The organism is Amycolatopsis sp. NPDC049688, assembly GCF_040674975.1.
Lineage (GTDB): Bacteria > Actinomycetota > Actinomycetes > Mycobacteriales > Pseudonocardiaceae > Amycolatopsis.
Genome location: NZ_JBFANY010000002.1, coordinates 846,159 through 861,195, shown reverse-complemented (window position 1 = coordinate 861,195; position 15,037 = coordinate 846,159). Strand labels below are relative to the sequence as shown.

Genomic DNA, 15,037 nt, shown 5'->3' with positions numbered 1-15,037 from the left:
GCGGACCCCCTGGTCCCGCCCGAGCTTCAGAGCAGCGTCACCAGCAGCAGCGCGAGGAGCACGGCGGCCAGCAGGAGTCTCACTGCCCGCGGGCGGCGAGGATCTCCGCCAGCACCTCCAGGATCTTCGCCTCGGCCTTGTCCTTCTTGACGCCCAGGCCGTCGAGCACCTCGAAACCGGTGCCTTCGCCCTGTTCCAGCAGCGCCAGCAGCATGTGCTCGGTGCCGATGTAGTTGTGGCCGAGCCGCAGGCCTTCCCGCATGGTCAGTTCGAGGGTCTTCTTCGCGGCTCCGGAGAACGGCACCGGGTTCGGCACCGGGTCCACCGGCCCGGGCAGGCGGGCTTCGGCGGCTTCGCGGACGGCGTCGAGCTGCACGCCCTGGGCCAGGATCGCCCCGGCCGCCAGCGCGGCGGGCTCGGTCAGCAGGCCCAGCACGATGTGCACGGTGTCGATCTCCGGGCTGGCGTGGTCGACGGCCGCCTTCTGGGCCTCCACGATGACGTGCCGGGCCCGGTCGGTGTAGCGGCCGAAGAGCCGTTCGATGCTGCCGCTCGGGTCGCCGCCGGGATCGACCTTCGGCACGAACCGCTTCTGCGCGGCCTGTTTCGTGACGCCCATGCTGGCGCCGATTTCGGTCCAGGACGCGCCGGACCGCCGGGCCTGGTCGACGAAGTGGCCGATCAGGTGGTCCGCCACCTCGCCGAGGTGCTGACCCACGTACACCGCGTCGGTCAGCTGGGCCAGTGCGTCCTTGTCGTGGTTGGCCTTGATGGCCTGGATGAGGTCGTCGAGCTTGATGTTGGTCGGCAGGGTCATGCCGTCAACTGTAGGTTGACGATCTCCCTGCGTCAACCGTGAGTTGACGATCTCAGGCGAACGGCAGCCCCACGTAGTTCTCGGCGAGGCTGGTCGCCGCCGCGCGCGACGACGTCGTGTAGCGCAGTTGCGACAGCTGCAGCTGCCGCGCGAAGCCGTCCGCGTGCGGGTCGGTGTGCAGCATCGTCGTCATGAACCACGAGAAGTGCTCCGCTCGCCACACGCGGCGCAGGCAGGTGTCCGAATAGGACGCGGCGAGCGATCCGTCGCCGCGCAGCAACGCTTCCAGGGCCCGCGACAGCACGCGGACGTCGGCGATGGCCAGGTTCATGCCCTTCGCGCCGGTCGGCGGGACGATGTGCGCGGCGTCGCCGGCCAGGAACAGCCGGCCGTGACGCAGCGGCTCGGCGACGAAGCTGCGCATCGGCGTGATGCCCTTGTCGAGGATCGGGCCTTCCCGGAGCGTGAAGTCGCCCTCGACCTCGAGCCGCGCGGTCAGCTCGGCCCAGATCCGGTCGTCGGACCACGCGTCGAGGGACTCCCCGGGATCGACCTGCAGGTAGAGCCGGGTGATCTCCGGCGTGCGCATGCTGTGCAGCGCGAACCCGCGCTCGTGGTGGGTGTAGATCAGCTCGTGGTGCGACGGCGGCGTCCGCGCCAGCACGCCGAGCCAGGCGAACGGGTACTCGCGCTCGTACACCGTCAAGTGGTCCGCAACGGACGGACGGCAGACGCCGTGGAAGCCGTCGCAGCCCGCCACGGCGTCGCACTCGATGACCTGGGCGTTGCCGTCCCTGTCGCGGTAGGCCACGCGCGGTCGTTGGGTGTCCACATCGGATAGTGAAACGCCCGAAACCTCGAAGGAGATCGGGTATCCGCGGGCCTCGTGCGCGTCGATGAGGTCCTTGACGATCTCCTGCTGCCCGTAGACGGTGATCGCCTTCCCAGTCAGCTCGGTGAGCGCGATCCGGTGGTCGGCGCGGTCGAACCGCAGCGACAGCCCCTCGTGCGGCATGCCCTCGGCCGCCAGCCGCTCGCCGAGCCCCAGCGACGTCAGGAGCTCGACGGTCGGCTGCTCGCACACGCCGGCCCGCACCCGCTGCCGGACGTACTCCCGGTCGCGGGCTTCCAGCACCACGCAGTCGATCCCGGCCCGGTGCAGCAGGAACGACAGCAGCAGCCCGGCCGGGCCGGCGCCGATCACCGCGACCTGCGTGCGCATCACGCGGCCCGCGACTTCAGGTGCGCCTTGAGGTCGAAGGCGCTGGCTTCCAGGTCGGCGTACGCGGGCTTCGGTTCGGCGGTGAACAGGCGGCGCGCGGCGATGTGGTCGGCCGGGCGGTTGACCGACTCGACGGCGATGAGCACGTCGTCGCGGAAGGACAGCACGGAGAACTTGCCCGCCGCCGGATCACCCGCGACCACCGTCCGGTCGGCGCCCGAGAGGATCCCGGCGATCTGCAGTTTCGCGCCCGCCTGGTCGGTCCAGAACCACGGCAGGCTCGCGTACGGTTCTTCGGTTCCGGTGATCGCCGCGGCCACGCAACGGGCCTGGTCGACGGCGTTCTGCACGGACTCCAGCCGCGTCTCGGCGCCCGCCTGCACGCACGGGAAGTTGGCGCAGTCGCCGATGGCGAAGATCTTTTCGTCCGCTGTCCGCAGGTGCGCGTCCACGACGACGCCGTTGCGCACCGGCAGCCCGGCGGCCTCGGCGAGCGACGTCTCGGGCACCACCCCGACGGCGACGACGACCAGGTCGGCGGGCAGCCGGGTGCCGTCGGACAGCTCGACCTCGCGGACCCGCGGGCCGCCGTGCATCGCGGCGACGCCCTGCCCGAGCAGGACCGTGTGCCCGGCGTTGCGGTGCAGGGCGGCGAAGTACGCGGAGATCTCCGGCGTCGCGACGCGGTTGAGCAGCCGGTCCTGCGCCTCGACGATCGTCACCGGGCGGCCGGCGTGCGAGGCGAACTCGAGCCCGATGAACCCGCCGCCGGCCACGACGACGTTCTCGGCTTGGGAGAGGGACGCTCGCAGCCTGTCGGCGTCGTCGCGCGTGCGCAGGGTCAGCACCCCCGGCAGGTCCGCGCCCGGCACCGGCAGCGTCCGGTTGCGGGCGCCGGTGGCCAGGACGAGGAAGTCGTAGCCGAGTTCGCGGCCGTCGTCGAGGCGCACCTTCGACGCGGCACGGTCGATCTCCGCGACCCGCCCGGAGACCAGCTCGATGTCCTTCTCGGCGAAGAAGTCCTCACCGCGCAGGTGCAGCTGCTCGAGCCCGGCCGTCCCGGCCAGGTACGCCTTCGACAGCGGCGGGCGCTGGTACGGCACGCCCGGCTCGTCCCCGATCAGCACGACCCGGCCGCCGAAGCCGCGGTCCCGCAGCGAAGCGACGGCCTGGAACCCGCTCTGACCAGCACCGACGACGAGAACGGTGGTCATTCCTGCTCCTCACCCGATCCGGCAACCCTCAGGTCTCATCCGACCACAACCGGCTCATGCCGTCGAGGAACCGCCGGCGGGCCGGGGCGCGCCCAGCACTCGCGAAATCCCCCGCGCCGCGGCCCGCACCGCCGGGACCAGCGTGCGCGGGTCCGTGCCGTCCGCCGGGACGACCACCGAGATCGCCGCCACGACCTCGTCCGCGGCGTCGCGGACCGGAGCCGCCACCGAGAGCGCGATCAGCTCGACCTGGCCGTCGCTGATCGCGTACCCGTCGCGGCGCACGTCCGCGAGCACCCGCCGCAGCTGGGCGGGCGCGCTGATCGTCTTCGGCGTGAACGTCTTCAGCGGGCCCGCGAGGACCTCCTCCTGGGCCTCGGCGGGGGCGTGCGCGAGGAGCACCTGGCCGACGCCGGTGGCGTGCGCGGGCAGCCGCCCGCCGACGCGGGTCAGGACGTTGACCGCGCCGCGGCCGGAGATCCGCTCGACGAACACGACCTCGGCCCCGTCGAGCACGGCGAGCTGCACGTTCTGGTGGGTGGCCTCGTAGAGGTCTTCCAGGAACGGCATCGCGCTCTCCCGCAGCTCGGCGCCGTGCGGGGCGAGGGAGGCGACTTCCCAGAGCCACAGCCCGACGCGGAAGGCGCCGGTCTCGTCGCGCACCAGGGCGCCGCGCCGGGTGAGCTCGCCGGCCAGCCGGTGCGTGGTCGACAGCGGCAGCCCCGCCCGGCGGCTGAGCTCGGACAGCGTGAGCCGCGGCCGCTCGGCCGTGAAGGCGCCCAGGAGGTCCAGGACGCGGTCCACGACCGAAGGCGGCCGCTGCGCGCTGTTTCTCACCCTGCTGAGCCTCAGACTTCGTCGTCGTCCGGCAGCAGCGGCCGCATGAACGTCCGCCGGTACCGCACCACGCACCCGCTCTCCTCGCGGATCTTGTCGGCCTCGATGAAGTCCGGGTCGACGCCGAAGAGCGTCCGGTAGCGCTCGTACGCGGCGAGGCTCTCGAAGCTGAACAGCGCCCGGGCTTCGTCGCTCGCCCCCTCCGCCGGCAGGAAGTAGCCGTGGTGGATGCCGCCTTCGCGCTGCACCAGCCGCATCCACGCGGCGGCGAAGCGTTCGAAGTCGGGCAGTTTCGCGGGGTCGATGACGTAGTCGACGACGCAGGTGATCATCAGTGGCCGCCCCAGACGCGGTCGGCCGTCGCGACGATCAGCTCCAGCTTGCGCAGCTGGTCGTCCGGGGTCAGGTCGTTGCCCTCCTCCGTCGAGGAGAAGCCGCACTGCGGGGACAGGCAGAGCCGGTCGACGTCGACGTACTGCGACGCCTCCTCGATCCGCCGGATCAGGACGTCCGGGTCCTCCAGCTCCGGCCGCTTGGTGGTGACCAGGCCGAGGACGACCTTCTTGTCCTTGGGCACGAACCGCAGCGGCTCGAACCCGCCGGAGCGTTCGTCGTCGTACTCCAGGAAGAACCCGTCGACGGCGAGCTCGCCGAACAGGGCCTCGGCGACGAACTCGTAGCTGCCCTCCGCGGCCCAGGACGAGCGGAAGTTGCCGCGGCAGAGGTGGGTCGTCACCGTGAGGTTCTCGGGACGCCCTTCCAGGGCCGCGTTCATCGTCGCGATGTTGCGCAGGTGCTGGGTGTCCGGGTCGCCGCCCATCCGCGCGACGAGCTCGCGCTGCGCCGGGTCGTTCAGGTAGGCGAGGCTCGTGTCGTCCAGCTGCAGGTACCGGCAGCCGAGGCCGTGCACCGCGGTGACCTGCTCCTTGTAGGCCGCGCTGAGATCGGCGAAGAACTCCTCGAGGTCCGGGTAGACGGTCTCGCTGACCGCGGCCCGGCCGCCGCGGTAGTAGACCATGCTCGGCGACGGGATGGTCAGCTTCGGCGTCACGCCCGGGTCCACATGGGACTGCAGGAACCGGAAGTGGTCGGCGAAGATCGGCTCGTCGAGCCGCACCTTGCCGTCGACCTGCAGTCCCGGCGGGCTGAACTCGAGGTCGCCCGCCAGGTTGTGGAACTTGACGTGCAGCCGCTGGTCGCTCTTCGAGACGCCGCCGAGCGCGTAGATGAAGTCCATGTGCCACGACGCGCGCCGGAATTCGCCGTCGGTCGCCGAGCTGAGCCCGGCCGCCTTCTGCATCTTGATCACGTCACGGATCGCGTCGTCCTCGACCGCGCGCAGCTGCTCCGCGCCGATCTCACCGCTTTCGTGCCGCCGTCGCGCGTCGCGCAGCACCGGGGGCCGCAGCAGGCTCCCCACGTGATCGGCGCGAAACGGCGGGCCCACCTGGGAAATGCCACCCGAAGTCATGCACCGATGGTCACACATTCCCGGCCTTCGCGCCGCCCCCCGAAACATGATCATCACGCCCGGGACTTGCCACCGTCACCGGCACCGCGTTGGCTGTGCCCGGGGAAAGGGGCGTGATCATGGCGAAACACCCGGTCGACGAGGTACTGCCCGCGGGACGGCTCGCGCTGCTCGGCCTCCAGCACATGGCGATCATGTACGCCGGCTCGGTCGCGGTGCCGCTGATCGTCGGCAGCGCGCTGAAGCTCGACCCGGCGACGATCGGGCTGCTGGTCAACGCGGACCTGCTGGTCGCCGGGATCGCGACGCTGATCCAGGCCATCGGCATCGGGAAGCTGCTGGGCATCCGGCTGCCGGTGGTGGCGGGGGCGACGTTCACCGTCGTCAACCCGATGATCCTGATCGCGTCCCAGTACGGCCTGCCCGCGGTCTACGGCGCCATGCTCGCGTCCGGGGTGTTCGGCCTGCTCATCGCGCGGCCGTTCGCGAAGCTGATCCGGTTCTTCCCGCCGCTGGTCACCGGGACCCTGCTGCTGGTCATCGGTGTCTCACTGCTCGGCCCGGGCGCGGCGATGATCGCCGGCCACGACAGCACGGCCCCGGACTACGCCGCGCCGTCGCACATCGGGCTGGCGTTCGGCGTGCTCGCGCTGCTCGTGCTGTTCACCCGCGTGCTGCGCGGGTTCGCCAACCAGATCGGGCCGCTGCTGGCGCTGGCGATCGGGCTGGTGGTGGCGATCCCGATGGGGCTGGTGCACTGGGACGGCCTGCGCGCGGCCGGCTGGTTCGGACTGGCTTCGCCGTTCCACTTCGGCGCGCCGGCGTTCCCGGTCGCGGCGATCCTGTCGATGTGCGTGGTCATGCTGGTGACGTTCACCGAGTCGACGGCCGACATGATCGCGGTCGGCGAGATCACCGGCCGCCCGCCGACCGACGCCGACCTCGCCCGCGGCCTGGCCACCGACGGCGTCTCGGCGGTGCTGGGCGGGGTGATGAACTCCTTCCCCGACACGGCGTTCGCGCAGAACGTCGGCCTGGTCCGGATGACCGGCGTCCGCAGCCGCTGGGTGGTCGCGGTGACCGGCGGGATCCTGGTGGTGATGGGCCTGGTGCCGAAGGTCGGCGCGTTCATCGCGGCGATCCCGGAGCCGGTGGTCGGCGGGGTCGCGGTGGTGATGTTCGCGATGGTCGCCGCGGTCGGCGCGCAGAACCTCCGGACGGTCGAGTTTTCCGGCAACCACAACACGTTCGTGGTGGCGGTGGCGTTGGGCGTCGGCTTGCTGCCGGCGTTCGCGCCGGACTTCTTCAAGCATTTCCCGGCCTGGCTGCAGACGATCTGCGGCAGCTCGATCACGGTGGCGGCGGTGCTGGCGTTCGTGCTGAACCTGCTGTTCAACCACCTCGGCCGGCGCGCGGAACCGGATCTGCTCAAGGCACCTTGAGCAGCCGGTCGACGAGCTTGGCCGCCGTCCCCGGCTCGACCGGCCGCCGGAACAGCACCCGCAGGTAGAGCGGGGCCAGGATGAAGTCGAGCACGTCCTCGACCGACGGCGCGGGTTCGCCGCGTGCCGTGGCCCGGTCGAGGGCGGCCTGCAGGTCTTCGCCGCGGGCGCGGAGGTGTTCGAGCGGCTCCTTCTCCGGCCCCAGGGTGGCGACGAGCGCGCGCAGCAGGATCTGGCCGCGGGGGTCGCGCATCGAGCGTTCGACGCCTTCGGCCCAGCCGAGCAGGTCGTCGTGCAGCGAGCCGGTGTCCGGTATCGGCGACGTCTCGCGCAGGCGCGTCACGGCGGCGTCGAGCAGGAGCTGCTCACGGTTGCCCCAGCGCCGGTAGACGCTCGTCGGGTTCACGCCCGCCTTCTCGGCGATCTTCGGGATCGCCGCGTTGATCTCGCCGATGACGAGCAGGTCCACGACGGCGTCGTGGACCGCGTCTCGCACGCGGGCACTGCGGCCACCCGGTCGGGTCATGGATCCATCCTAAAGCAAACCCGCTTGCTTTTGCAGGCCGGTCGTGACTATCGTTAAGGCAAATCGGATGGCTTTAAGGAGACCGGGATGGCCCGCAAGATGACCAAGGACGAACGCGAGAGCTTCCTCGCCGAACCGCGGGTCGGCGTGCTCAGCGTCGCGGCCGAACCCGGGCGGGCGCCGCTGACCACGCCGATCTGGTACCGCTACGAGCCGGGTGGTGACGTCGTCGTGATGACGTCACCCGGGTCGCGCAAGGCCCGGCTGATCGAGGCGGCCGGCCGGTTCGCGCTCTGCGTCCAGCTGCAGGACGGCGTCTACAAGTACGTCTCGGTCGAGGGCCCGGTGGTGGATTCGTGGCCGATGACGAAGGCCGAGCGGCACGAGATGGCCGCCCGCTACCTGCCGCCGGGGATGAGCGAGATCTACACCGACGCGACCGACGCCACCCACGGGAACAACATCGCGATCGTGATGCGCCCGGAGCGCTGGAACACCTCGGACTTCAGCGGCCTCGCGGACGAGCTCACCAGCAGATGATCAGGAAGCACGACGTCCGGGGCGGTGCCGGGGGCGTGCTCGGCGGGCGGCTGGGCGACGGCGGCGGGTTTCCCGTCGGCGTCACCGTCGGGGAACCCGTGGTCGACGGGTCAGAGCCGGACGGCGTCGCGGTCGGGGTCGCGGTTCCGGTGGTACCGGTTCCGGTGGGGGCCGGGTCGCGGCCCGGCACCTCGGTGACGGTGCCGCGGTGCTCGTTCGACGCCGTGACGACGTCGCCGCCGGTGCCGCCGCCGATCCCGCCGTCGGGCGGCGAGTCCGTGGCCTGGTCGGCGCCACCCAGCCCGGTGGTGCGCTGCGGGAACGGGATCACCTGGATCTGGTCGACCGGGGACGCGTCCTGGCGCTCCTTGCCACCGAAGGCGACCAGCGCCGCGGCGGCGCCGCAGCCGACGATGACGGCGAGCATCACCGCGACCACCCGCCAGCGTGACTGGCCGGGTCCCGGACGGTCGCCCCAGCCCTCGCGCATGAGCAGCTCGGCGACCGATACCTCGTCGTTCACCCCGACAGACCTTCCCGAGAGGCCTTTCGGCCGACATCGTGGCCGTATTCTTACCGTAAAAAGACCCCGAATGGGTGAAGTACCGGCAAAAAATCGTCACGTAACGCTCGTCTTGACGGTCAGTGACTTCCACAGCGTTTTCTAAGCCGGTGCTCGTGATACTCCCAGCATGACCACCGAGACTCGGCCCATGCTGCTCAAAGCCGCCCGGCCGATGCCCGCGGTCGCCGGTGCGCGCGGCCGGTGGCCGGTCCTGAGGTTCGTCCCGAACCCGAAGACGACACCGTTCACCTTCGGCTACCTGGTCGTCCTGCTGGGCACCACGCTGCTGCTCAAGTTCGCCGACCCGGGCCTGACCGAACGGCTGCTGCGGCTGTCGAGCACCGACGCCCACAACCTGTGGCGCCGCCCGCTGACCTCGCTGCTGACCAGCGCACTCTGGCTGTCCGACGAAGGCTGGCTCGCCTATGTCGTGATCTTCGCGATCGCCGTCGCGCCGCTGGAACGCCGGTTCGGCGCCCGCCGCGTGGCGACCGTGTTCTTCTCCGGCCACGTGCTGGCCACGCTCGTCACCGAGCTGCCGGTGATGGCCCTGATCAGCACGCACGTGCTCCCGGCCTCGGCCGGGCACTGGCTCGACATCGGCGTCAGCTACGGCTTCTTCACCACGGCCGGCGCCCTGGTGTTCCTGCTCGGCGGCCGCGCGCGGCTGCTGGCGCTGGCGGCGACCGAGGCGTTCATCGCGGTGATCTGGCTCAGCGACGACCCGGTGAGCCTCGACGCGATCGTCACGCTGCTCGGTCACGCGTTCGCCGCGCACTTCGGGCTGCTGTTCTGGGGGCCACGGCTGCGCCGCGCATCCGCAGGCCGGGAGCGGATTCCGCCGGGTAGGCACGAACCGGAGTCGGTGGTGTAATCGACGAGCCACACGCCGACCGCATGGGGGACGAACGCTCATGGAGGCAGACTCGCTCGCCGCGCTGGTCGAGCTGAGTCCGGACGCGATCTGCGTCCACGAGAACGGCGTCCTCACCTACGCCAACCGCGCTGCCCTGGAGACGTTCGCCGCCCGTTGCGCGGACGAGGTCGTCGGCCGGCGGTTCACCGACTTCGTCGCCGAGGAGTCGCGGGCCGGTGTGGTGGCGAAGCTCGCGCAGCTGACCGAGCCGGGGCAGGCGAGCGAGCCGGTCGAAGCGCTGATGTCCCGGCTCGACGGTAGCAAGTTCGCCGTGGAAGCGGTGTCGGTGCGGCTCGGCGCCCCCGGTGCCTACCAGGTCGTGATGCGGGACATCACGGCGAAGAAGGCGGCCGCCGACGCCCTCCGCTACCAGGCCGCGCTGGTGTCGCACGTCAGCGACGCCTTGATCGCGACCACCGGCGAAGGCGTCGTGACCAGCTGGAACCCGGCCGCCGAGGCGGTGTACGGGTGGACCGCGGCCGAAGCCGTGGGGCGGCGCGCGAGCGAGCTCGTCGGCGCGCCCCTCGACCTGCCGGCGATCCGGCGCGGCGGTGGGGTCGCGGAGGCGGTGCACCACCGCCGGGACGGCGCGCCGCTGGCGGTCCGCGTCTCGGCGGCCGAGATGAACGACGGCTACGTGCTGGTCTGCGCCGACGAAACCGCGCGGCGGCGGGCCGAGCAGAACTACCGGACAGTGGTCGCGTCCCTCGACGAAGGCGTCCTGGTGATGGGGCCGGCCGGGCTCATCGAAGCCGCGAACCCGGCGGCCTGCCGGATCCTCGGCGTCGCCGAAGCCGACCTGGTCGGCGTCCCCTGCCACACGCTGGTGCTGTTCACCGAGTCCGGGCAGTGGATCCCGCCGGACGAGCTGCCGTCGGTGCAGACCCGGCGGACCGGGGTGACGCACAACGGCCTGGTCGTCCGCCTGCGCCGGCCGGACGGCCGTGACGTCTGGGTGTCGCTGACCTCGCGCCTGCTCAACCCGGACGACCCGGCGGCGATGGCCGTGGTCACGTCGTTCACCGACATCACCGAGACCCGCGCGATCAGCGCGCAGCTCGCCCACGACGCCACCCACGACCCGCTGACCCGGCTGGCGAACCGGACCCTGGTGCTGGGCCGGCTCGACGTCCGCGAGCGGGGCGCGGTCACCGTGCTGTTCCTGGACCTGGACAAGTTCAAGGTGATCAACGACTCGCTCGGGCACTCGGTCGGCGACCAGGTGCTGCGGATCGTCGGCGAGCGCCTGCGCCGCAGCTCGGGCCGCGACGACCTGGTCGGCAGGCTCGGCGGCGACGAGTTCGTCGTCGTCACCGCCGAGGTCACCGACCCCGGCGAGGTCCGCGCGCTGGCCGAGCACCTGCGGGCGGCGCTGGCCGAGCCGATCGGCGTGCTGGGCCGGCAGTTGCACCTGGACGCCAGCATCGGCGTCGTGCTCGTCGGCCGCGACGACCGCCGCAGCGCCGAGGACCTGCTGCGCGACGCGGACGTGGCGATGTACCAGGCGAAGACGCTCGGGCGGGGCCGGCACCACTTCTTCGACGTCGGGCTGCGCGAGCGGATGCAGCGGCGGCTGCGGATGGAGCAGGACCTGCGCGACGCGGTGCACGACGGCCAGCTGTGGCCCGCGTACCAGCCGGTCGTCGACCTGCGGACCGGTGAGATGGTGGCGGTGGAGGCGCTGCTGCGATGGACGCACCCGCGGCACGGCGCGATCTCGCCGTCGGAGTTCATCCCGCTCGCCGAGGAGAGCGACCTGATCAACGTGATCGGCAAGGAGATGCTGCGCGCAACGACCCGCGAACTCGCCGAGCGGCGGATCCGGCAGGGCTTGGACCTGACGCTGAAGGTCAACCTGTCGACCCGCCAGCTCGACGACCCGCACCTGGTCCCGGCGGTCCAGGACGCGCTGGCGAGCACCGGGCTGCCGGCCGGCGCGCTGTGCCTGGAGGTGACCGAAAGCGCGTTGATGCGGGACCAGGAAGCGGCCGGGGAAGTGCTGGCGTCGCTGCGGTCGCTGGGGGTGCTGCTGGCGATCGACGACTTCGGCACCGGCTATTCGTCGCTCGCGCAGCTGCGCCGGCTGACGCTGGACACGCTGAAGATCGACCGTTCGTTCATCACGGGGATCGCCGAGTCACGGGACGCGGAGGCGATCGTCACGAGCATCATCGCGATGGCGCACGCGGTGGACCTGACGGTGATCGCGGAGGGCGTCGAGTCGGCGGAGCAGGTGGACCTGCTCCGCGCGCTCGGCTGCGATCAGGCGCAGGGCTACCACCTCGGCCGCCCGGTGCCGGCGGCCGAGGTGTTCGGTCAGTAGCCGGTTTTCAGGCGTTCCAGCTCGTCCGGCGTCAGCTCGACGCCGAGGTCCTTGAGGGTGGCGTCGAGTTCGTCCGGGGCGATGGTGGTGGTTTCGCTGCTGCCATCGGGTTTTTCGACGGTGAGCTCCCGGCCGAGCAGCTTCCGGCTGACGCCGGGTTCGAGGGTCATGATCACCAGCCGTCCGGTGAACGGCGACTTCGGGTGCGTCGAGGTGTAGTGGTGGTAGACCTCGTAGTCGATGGGGTGCATCTCGTTGAGCCGGAACTCGAGGATGTCCTCGCCGCCCTTCTCCAGCGTCCACCAGCCGTCGACCAGCTTGAGGCGCTGCGGCCAGCCGGCCTGGTCGACCTCGTGCCCGTCGACCAGCGGCATCGGGTCGAGGATCCCGGCCCCGTACCCGACGTCGGCGAGGAAGCTCTGCCCGTCGACGTCGACGACGAGGGTCATGTGGGTGTAGGGCCCGGGCCGCCGCGGCTGCACGCGCGCGGAGAGCCGGTGCACGGTGTAGCCGAGCTGTTCGAGAACGGCGGCGAAGAGGCCACTTTGTTCGTAGCAGTAGCCGCCCCGCCGCCGCCCGACGAGCTTCGCGCTCACGACGTCGAGCGAAATCCCTTGGTGCTGCCCGAGAACGACATCGACGTTTTCGAACGGGATGGCCTGGACGTGAGCCCGCATGAGGTCTCTGAGTGCGTCTTCGGACGGCGCCCGGCGCGGCTGCCCGATGCGTGCGAGGTAGGCGTCGAGATCGACGGCGCCGATACCCCATTCCCCTTGGCTGGTCATGGATCCATGATGGAACCTCGACCTTGCTGGAGGTCAACCTTCGTGCACGACCGGCCGCACCTCGACGGCGGTGTAGGCGGCATCGGGGATCCGCGCGGCCAGTTCGACGGCGCGGGCTTCGCTGTCGACGTCGACGACGTAGTAGCCGCAGAGGAATGCCTCGGCTTCGACGAAGGCACCGGTCTTGGTCTGGGCCTTGCCGTCCTTGACCTGGACGGTCTTGGTTTCGGCGGGTTCGGCGAGCGCCTTGGTCTCGACCATCTCCCCGGATTCGGTGACGAGCTTGATGAAGTCACCGTGTCCGGCGTAGACGGCGTTCTTCTGGTCGTCGGTGAGGGTGGCCCAGAGGGTGGGGTTCATGTGGAGGGTGAGGAGGTAACGCATGTCCGGCTCCCGGCGGGTGAGTGGTGGCTGCATTCGCCGGGTGGTCGGGGCAGTCCCCTGGGGCCGGACACGACGGTCGACGGTTCACTCGTTCGGCCTAGCGACTCACGAGCAGGTACCTCTCGTCCTCGATCGGACCGCCCCACAGAGCCGGGTCGTCGAGCCGGGTGACGGTGGCTTCGTTCCGGTGCGCGAGAACCAGCCGCTCGCACTCCGCCGCCGCGATCCCCGCCCCGGTGAACCACCGGCCTTCGACGAGCACCAGCCGCCCGCCCGGCTTCAGCGACCGCACCCAGGCGCCGAGCGCGGCGGCCGGGTCGGACATGGCCCAGAGCACGTGCCGCGCCAGCACGACGTCGTACGCGCCGGGCGGGCACGGTGGATCGGCCGCGTCACCGACGCGAAAGTCCACATCGACCCCGGCGGCCTTTTCCCGGGCGACGGCGAGCATGCCGCGGGACAGATCGACCCCGTGCACAACGTGCCCGGCTTCGGCAAGCAACACGGCCAGGCTGCCGGTCCCACACCCGAGATCGACGACGGCCGCGGGGGCCGCCGGCAGGAGCGGCAGGAGGAGGCCAGCCCAGGCGGCCCGCACGGCGGGGTCTTTCAAGCCGTGATCGGGTTGCTCGTCGAACGTGGCGGCTTCGGCGTCCCAGATGTTCGTCATACGACAAGGATCGGTCCAGTGGGGGGGGCGGGATGTGCGGAGTGCAACTAGCGACGGCCACCGCCGGTCGACAACGGCCACAACCGAGATCCACCTCAGACACAAGAAAACCGCCTTGACCGAAGTCAAGACGGTTTCCCGATGAGGTGGCCAGGGCCGGGGTCGAACCGGCGACCTTCCGCTTTTCAGGCGGACGCTCGTACCAACTGAGCTACCTGGCCGGGAACGCCGGCAAGGAGCCGAACGATCTTGCGACCCTGACGGGACTCGAACCCGCGACCTTCGCCGTGACAGGGCGACGCGCTAACCAACTGCGCCACAGGGCCTTGCTTCACTACAGTACTGCGTACTCCCAACGGGATTCGAACCCGCGTTGCCGCCTTGAAAGGGCGGAGTCCTAGGCCGCTGAACGATGGGAGCCCGGCCGGTTTCGGGTGACCGACCGACCGCGCTCTCAGGTTCCCCTGGGAGCGATTACAAGCATAGGGCACGCCGCCACCGCTTTGCACCGGGGGTTCCTTAAGCCTTCGGCAAGCCCGGGAGCTGCGCAAACGCCGCCAGTTCCGCCAGTCGGCGGTCGAGCTCGGCCCGCTCCGGCCCGGACAGGGCCGACACGAGCAGTTCGGCGATCCGGTCGTCGGTCAGGGCCTCCGCGTGGCGCCAGCGGTCACGCAGGTCCGGTTTGCGCTCCGCCGCCGCCGTCAGCTCGTTCGCCGCGTCCTCGGGCCACGCCGTGCGCAGCAGCCGCTCGCGGCCGCCCTCCGGGTCCGCGATCACCGCCTCCGGCACCGACAGGCCCACGGCCCGCAGGGCCGCGAAGTGGAGGCCGCCGCGCAACTCGCGGAACACCATCAGCGCGAAGCCGAGACGTTCGACGTCACCCTCGGGACGCTCGGCGTTCTTCCAGCCGGCGAAGAGCGCCAGCGCGCTGGCGTCCGCGGCGTCCACCACGCGGAACAGCAGCTCGGCCAGGCGGCCGGGGTCCGATACGGCCGAAAGGTTGACGCGGGACCACCGCGCCGATGACTCCGCGTAGGCGCGCACCGCGGCGGGCGCGTCGAGGACCGCCGTCGCCCGCGGCAGGACGAACTCGAACAGCCAGTGCGGGAAGATGCCGAACAGCTCGGCGGCCACCTTCGGCGGCACGTCCCCGAGCACCGCCGACCGCCCCCGCAGGTACAGCGAACGCGGCGGAAGGCCCACCTCCGCTTCCACCGCCGCCAGCTCCGGCGACGTCATGAACTTCCCGCCCAGCACCTGCACGACCGGCCTGATCCGGTTCGCCAGCTCCGCCACACCCTCGATCGCCGTCACGGCCGCCCCTT

General features: G+C 71.1%; 16 protein-coding genes and 3 tRNA genes. 4 read left to right on the top strand and 15 right to left on the bottom strand.

What is annotated here, in order from left to right:
* Positions 1 to 79: 79 nt before the first annotated feature.
* The 6 genes from AB0J55_RS10140 to AB0J55_RS10115 are packed head-to-tail and all read right to left on the bottom strand — an operon-like array spanning position 80 to position 5,561.
* Positions 80 to 817 carry a Clp protease N-terminal domain-containing protein gene (locus tag AB0J55_RS10140; RefSeq protein ID WP_364245423.1) on the bottom strand — a complete coding sequence of 246 codons (738 nt, stop codon included), beginning with the start codon at positions 815 to 817 and terminating at the stop codon, positions 80 to 82.
* Positions 818 to 869: 52 nt separating this feature from the next.
* Positions 870 to 2,042, bottom strand: a complete 1,173-nt coding sequence (locus AB0J55_RS10135) for a 4-hydroxybenzoate 3-monooxygenase (protein WP_364245420.1) — start codon at positions 2,040 to 2,042, stop codon at positions 870 to 872.
* Positions 2,039 to 3,253: an FAD-dependent oxidoreductase gene (locus tag AB0J55_RS10130; RefSeq protein ID WP_364245418.1), complete on the bottom strand. Its 1,215-nt coding sequence runs from the start codon at positions 3,251 to 3,253 to the stop codon at positions 2,039 to 2,041. Before AB0J55_RS10130 ends, AB0J55_RS10135 begins: the two co-directional genes overlap by 4 nt.
* A 54-nt stretch (positions 3,254 to 3,307) precedes the next feature.
* The gene (locus tag AB0J55_RS10125) at positions 3,308 to 4,090 is read right to left on the bottom strand and encodes an IclR family transcriptional regulator (protein WP_364245416.1); all 783 of its coding nucleotides are present in this window, start codon (positions 4,088 to 4,090) and stop codon (positions 3,308 to 3,310) included.
* Positions 4,091 to 4,101: 11 nt separating this feature from the next.
* Positions 4,102 to 4,422, bottom strand: a complete 321-nt coding sequence (locus AB0J55_RS10120; RefSeq protein WP_364245413.1) for an NIPSNAP family protein — start codon at positions 4,420 to 4,422, stop codon at positions 4,102 to 4,104.
* Positions 4,422 to 5,561 carry a 5-methyltetrahydropteroyltriglutamate--homocysteine S-methyltransferase gene (locus AB0J55_RS10115; protein WP_364245411.1) on the bottom strand — a complete coding sequence of 380 codons (1,140 nt, stop codon included), beginning with the start codon at positions 5,559 to 5,561 and terminating at the stop codon, positions 4,422 to 4,424. Before AB0J55_RS10115 ends, AB0J55_RS10120 begins: the two co-directional genes overlap by 1 nt.
* A 119-nt stretch (positions 5,562 to 5,680) precedes the next feature.
* Between AB0J55_RS10115 and AB0J55_RS10110 the strand changes: the two genes are divergently transcribed.
* Positions 5,681 to 7,003 carry a nucleobase:cation symporter-2 family protein gene (locus AB0J55_RS10110; RefSeq protein WP_364245408.1) on the top strand — a complete coding sequence of 441 codons (1,323 nt, stop codon included), beginning with the start codon at positions 5,681 to 5,683 and terminating at the stop codon, positions 7,001 to 7,003.
* Here the strand turns inward: AB0J55_RS10110 and AB0J55_RS10105 are convergent.
* Positions 6,990 to 7,529 carry a TetR/AcrR family transcriptional regulator C-terminal ligand-binding domain-containing protein gene (locus tag AB0J55_RS10105; protein ID WP_364245406.1) on the bottom strand — a complete coding sequence of 180 codons (540 nt, stop codon included), beginning with the start codon at positions 7,527 to 7,529 and terminating at the stop codon, positions 6,990 to 6,992. The two genes, AB0J55_RS10110 and AB0J55_RS10105, sit on opposite strands and share 14 nt — an antisense overlap.
* Before the next feature lie 87 nt (positions 7,530 to 7,616).
* Between AB0J55_RS10105 and AB0J55_RS10100 the strand changes: the two genes are divergently transcribed.
* Positions 7,617 to 8,069, top strand: a complete 453-nt coding sequence (locus AB0J55_RS10100; RefSeq protein WP_364245403.1) for a pyridoxamine 5'-phosphate oxidase family protein — start codon at positions 7,617 to 7,619, stop codon at positions 8,067 to 8,069.
* Here AB0J55_RS10100 and AB0J55_RS10095 read toward each other — a convergent pair.
* Positions 8,056 to 8,592, bottom strand: coding sequence for a hypothetical protein (locus AB0J55_RS10095; protein WP_364245400.1), 537 nt, complete (start codon positions 8,590 to 8,592; stop codon positions 8,056 to 8,058). The genes AB0J55_RS10100 and AB0J55_RS10095 overlap by 14 nt on opposite strands.
* Before the next feature lie 169 nt (positions 8,593 to 8,761).
* Here AB0J55_RS10095 and AB0J55_RS10090 point away from each other — a divergent pair, with 169 nt between their 5' ends.
* Together AB0J55_RS10090 and AB0J55_RS10085 are read left to right on the top strand one after the other, a co-directional pair.
* Positions 8,762 to 9,508, top strand: coding sequence for a rhomboid-like protein (locus AB0J55_RS10090; RefSeq protein WP_364245397.1), 747 nt, complete (start codon positions 8,762 to 8,764; stop codon positions 9,506 to 9,508).
* 40 nt (positions 9,509 to 9,548) lie between these two features.
* Positions 9,549 to 11,873, top strand: a complete 2,325-nt coding sequence (locus AB0J55_RS10085) for an EAL domain-containing protein (RefSeq protein WP_364245394.1) — start codon at positions 9,549 to 9,551, stop codon at positions 11,871 to 11,873.
* Here the strand turns inward: AB0J55_RS10085 and AB0J55_RS10080 are convergent.
* The 7 genes from AB0J55_RS10080 to AB0J55_RS10050 form a co-directional block, all read right to left on the bottom strand.
* Positions 11,867 to 12,658, bottom strand: a complete 792-nt coding sequence (locus tag AB0J55_RS10080) for an arylamine N-acetyltransferase (protein WP_364245392.1) — start codon at positions 12,656 to 12,658, stop codon at positions 11,867 to 11,869. The two genes, AB0J55_RS10085 and AB0J55_RS10080, sit on opposite strands and share 7 nt — an antisense overlap.
* A gap of 33 nt (positions 12,659 to 12,691) precedes the next feature.
* A complete protein-coding gene (locus tag AB0J55_RS10075; RefSeq protein WP_364245389.1) occupies positions 12,692 to 13,042 on the bottom strand; it encodes a YciI family protein in 351 nt (116 codons plus the stop codon).
* 97 nt (positions 13,043 to 13,139) lie between these two features.
* Positions 13,140 to 13,712, bottom strand: coding sequence for a class I SAM-dependent methyltransferase (locus AB0J55_RS10070; protein ID WP_364245387.1), 573 nt, complete (start codon positions 13,710 to 13,712; stop codon positions 13,140 to 13,142).
* Between the two features lie 147 nt (positions 13,713 to 13,859).
* Positions 13,860 to 13,933 (bottom strand) — tRNA-Phe (locus tag AB0J55_RS10065).
* Between the two features lie 31 nt (positions 13,934 to 13,964).
* A tRNA-Asp gene (locus tag AB0J55_RS10060) sits at positions 13,965 to 14,038 on the bottom strand.
* A gap of 21 nt (positions 14,039 to 14,059) precedes the next feature.
* A tRNA-Glu gene (locus tag AB0J55_RS10055) sits at positions 14,060 to 14,132 on the bottom strand.
* Between the two features lie 99 nt (positions 14,133 to 14,231).
* On the bottom strand, positions 14,232 to 15,026 hold the full coding sequence (locus AB0J55_RS10050; protein WP_364245384.1) for a hypothetical protein: 795 nt from the start codon (positions 15,024 to 15,026) through the stop codon (positions 14,232 to 14,234).
* Positions 15,027 to 15,037 lie beyond the last annotated feature (11 nt).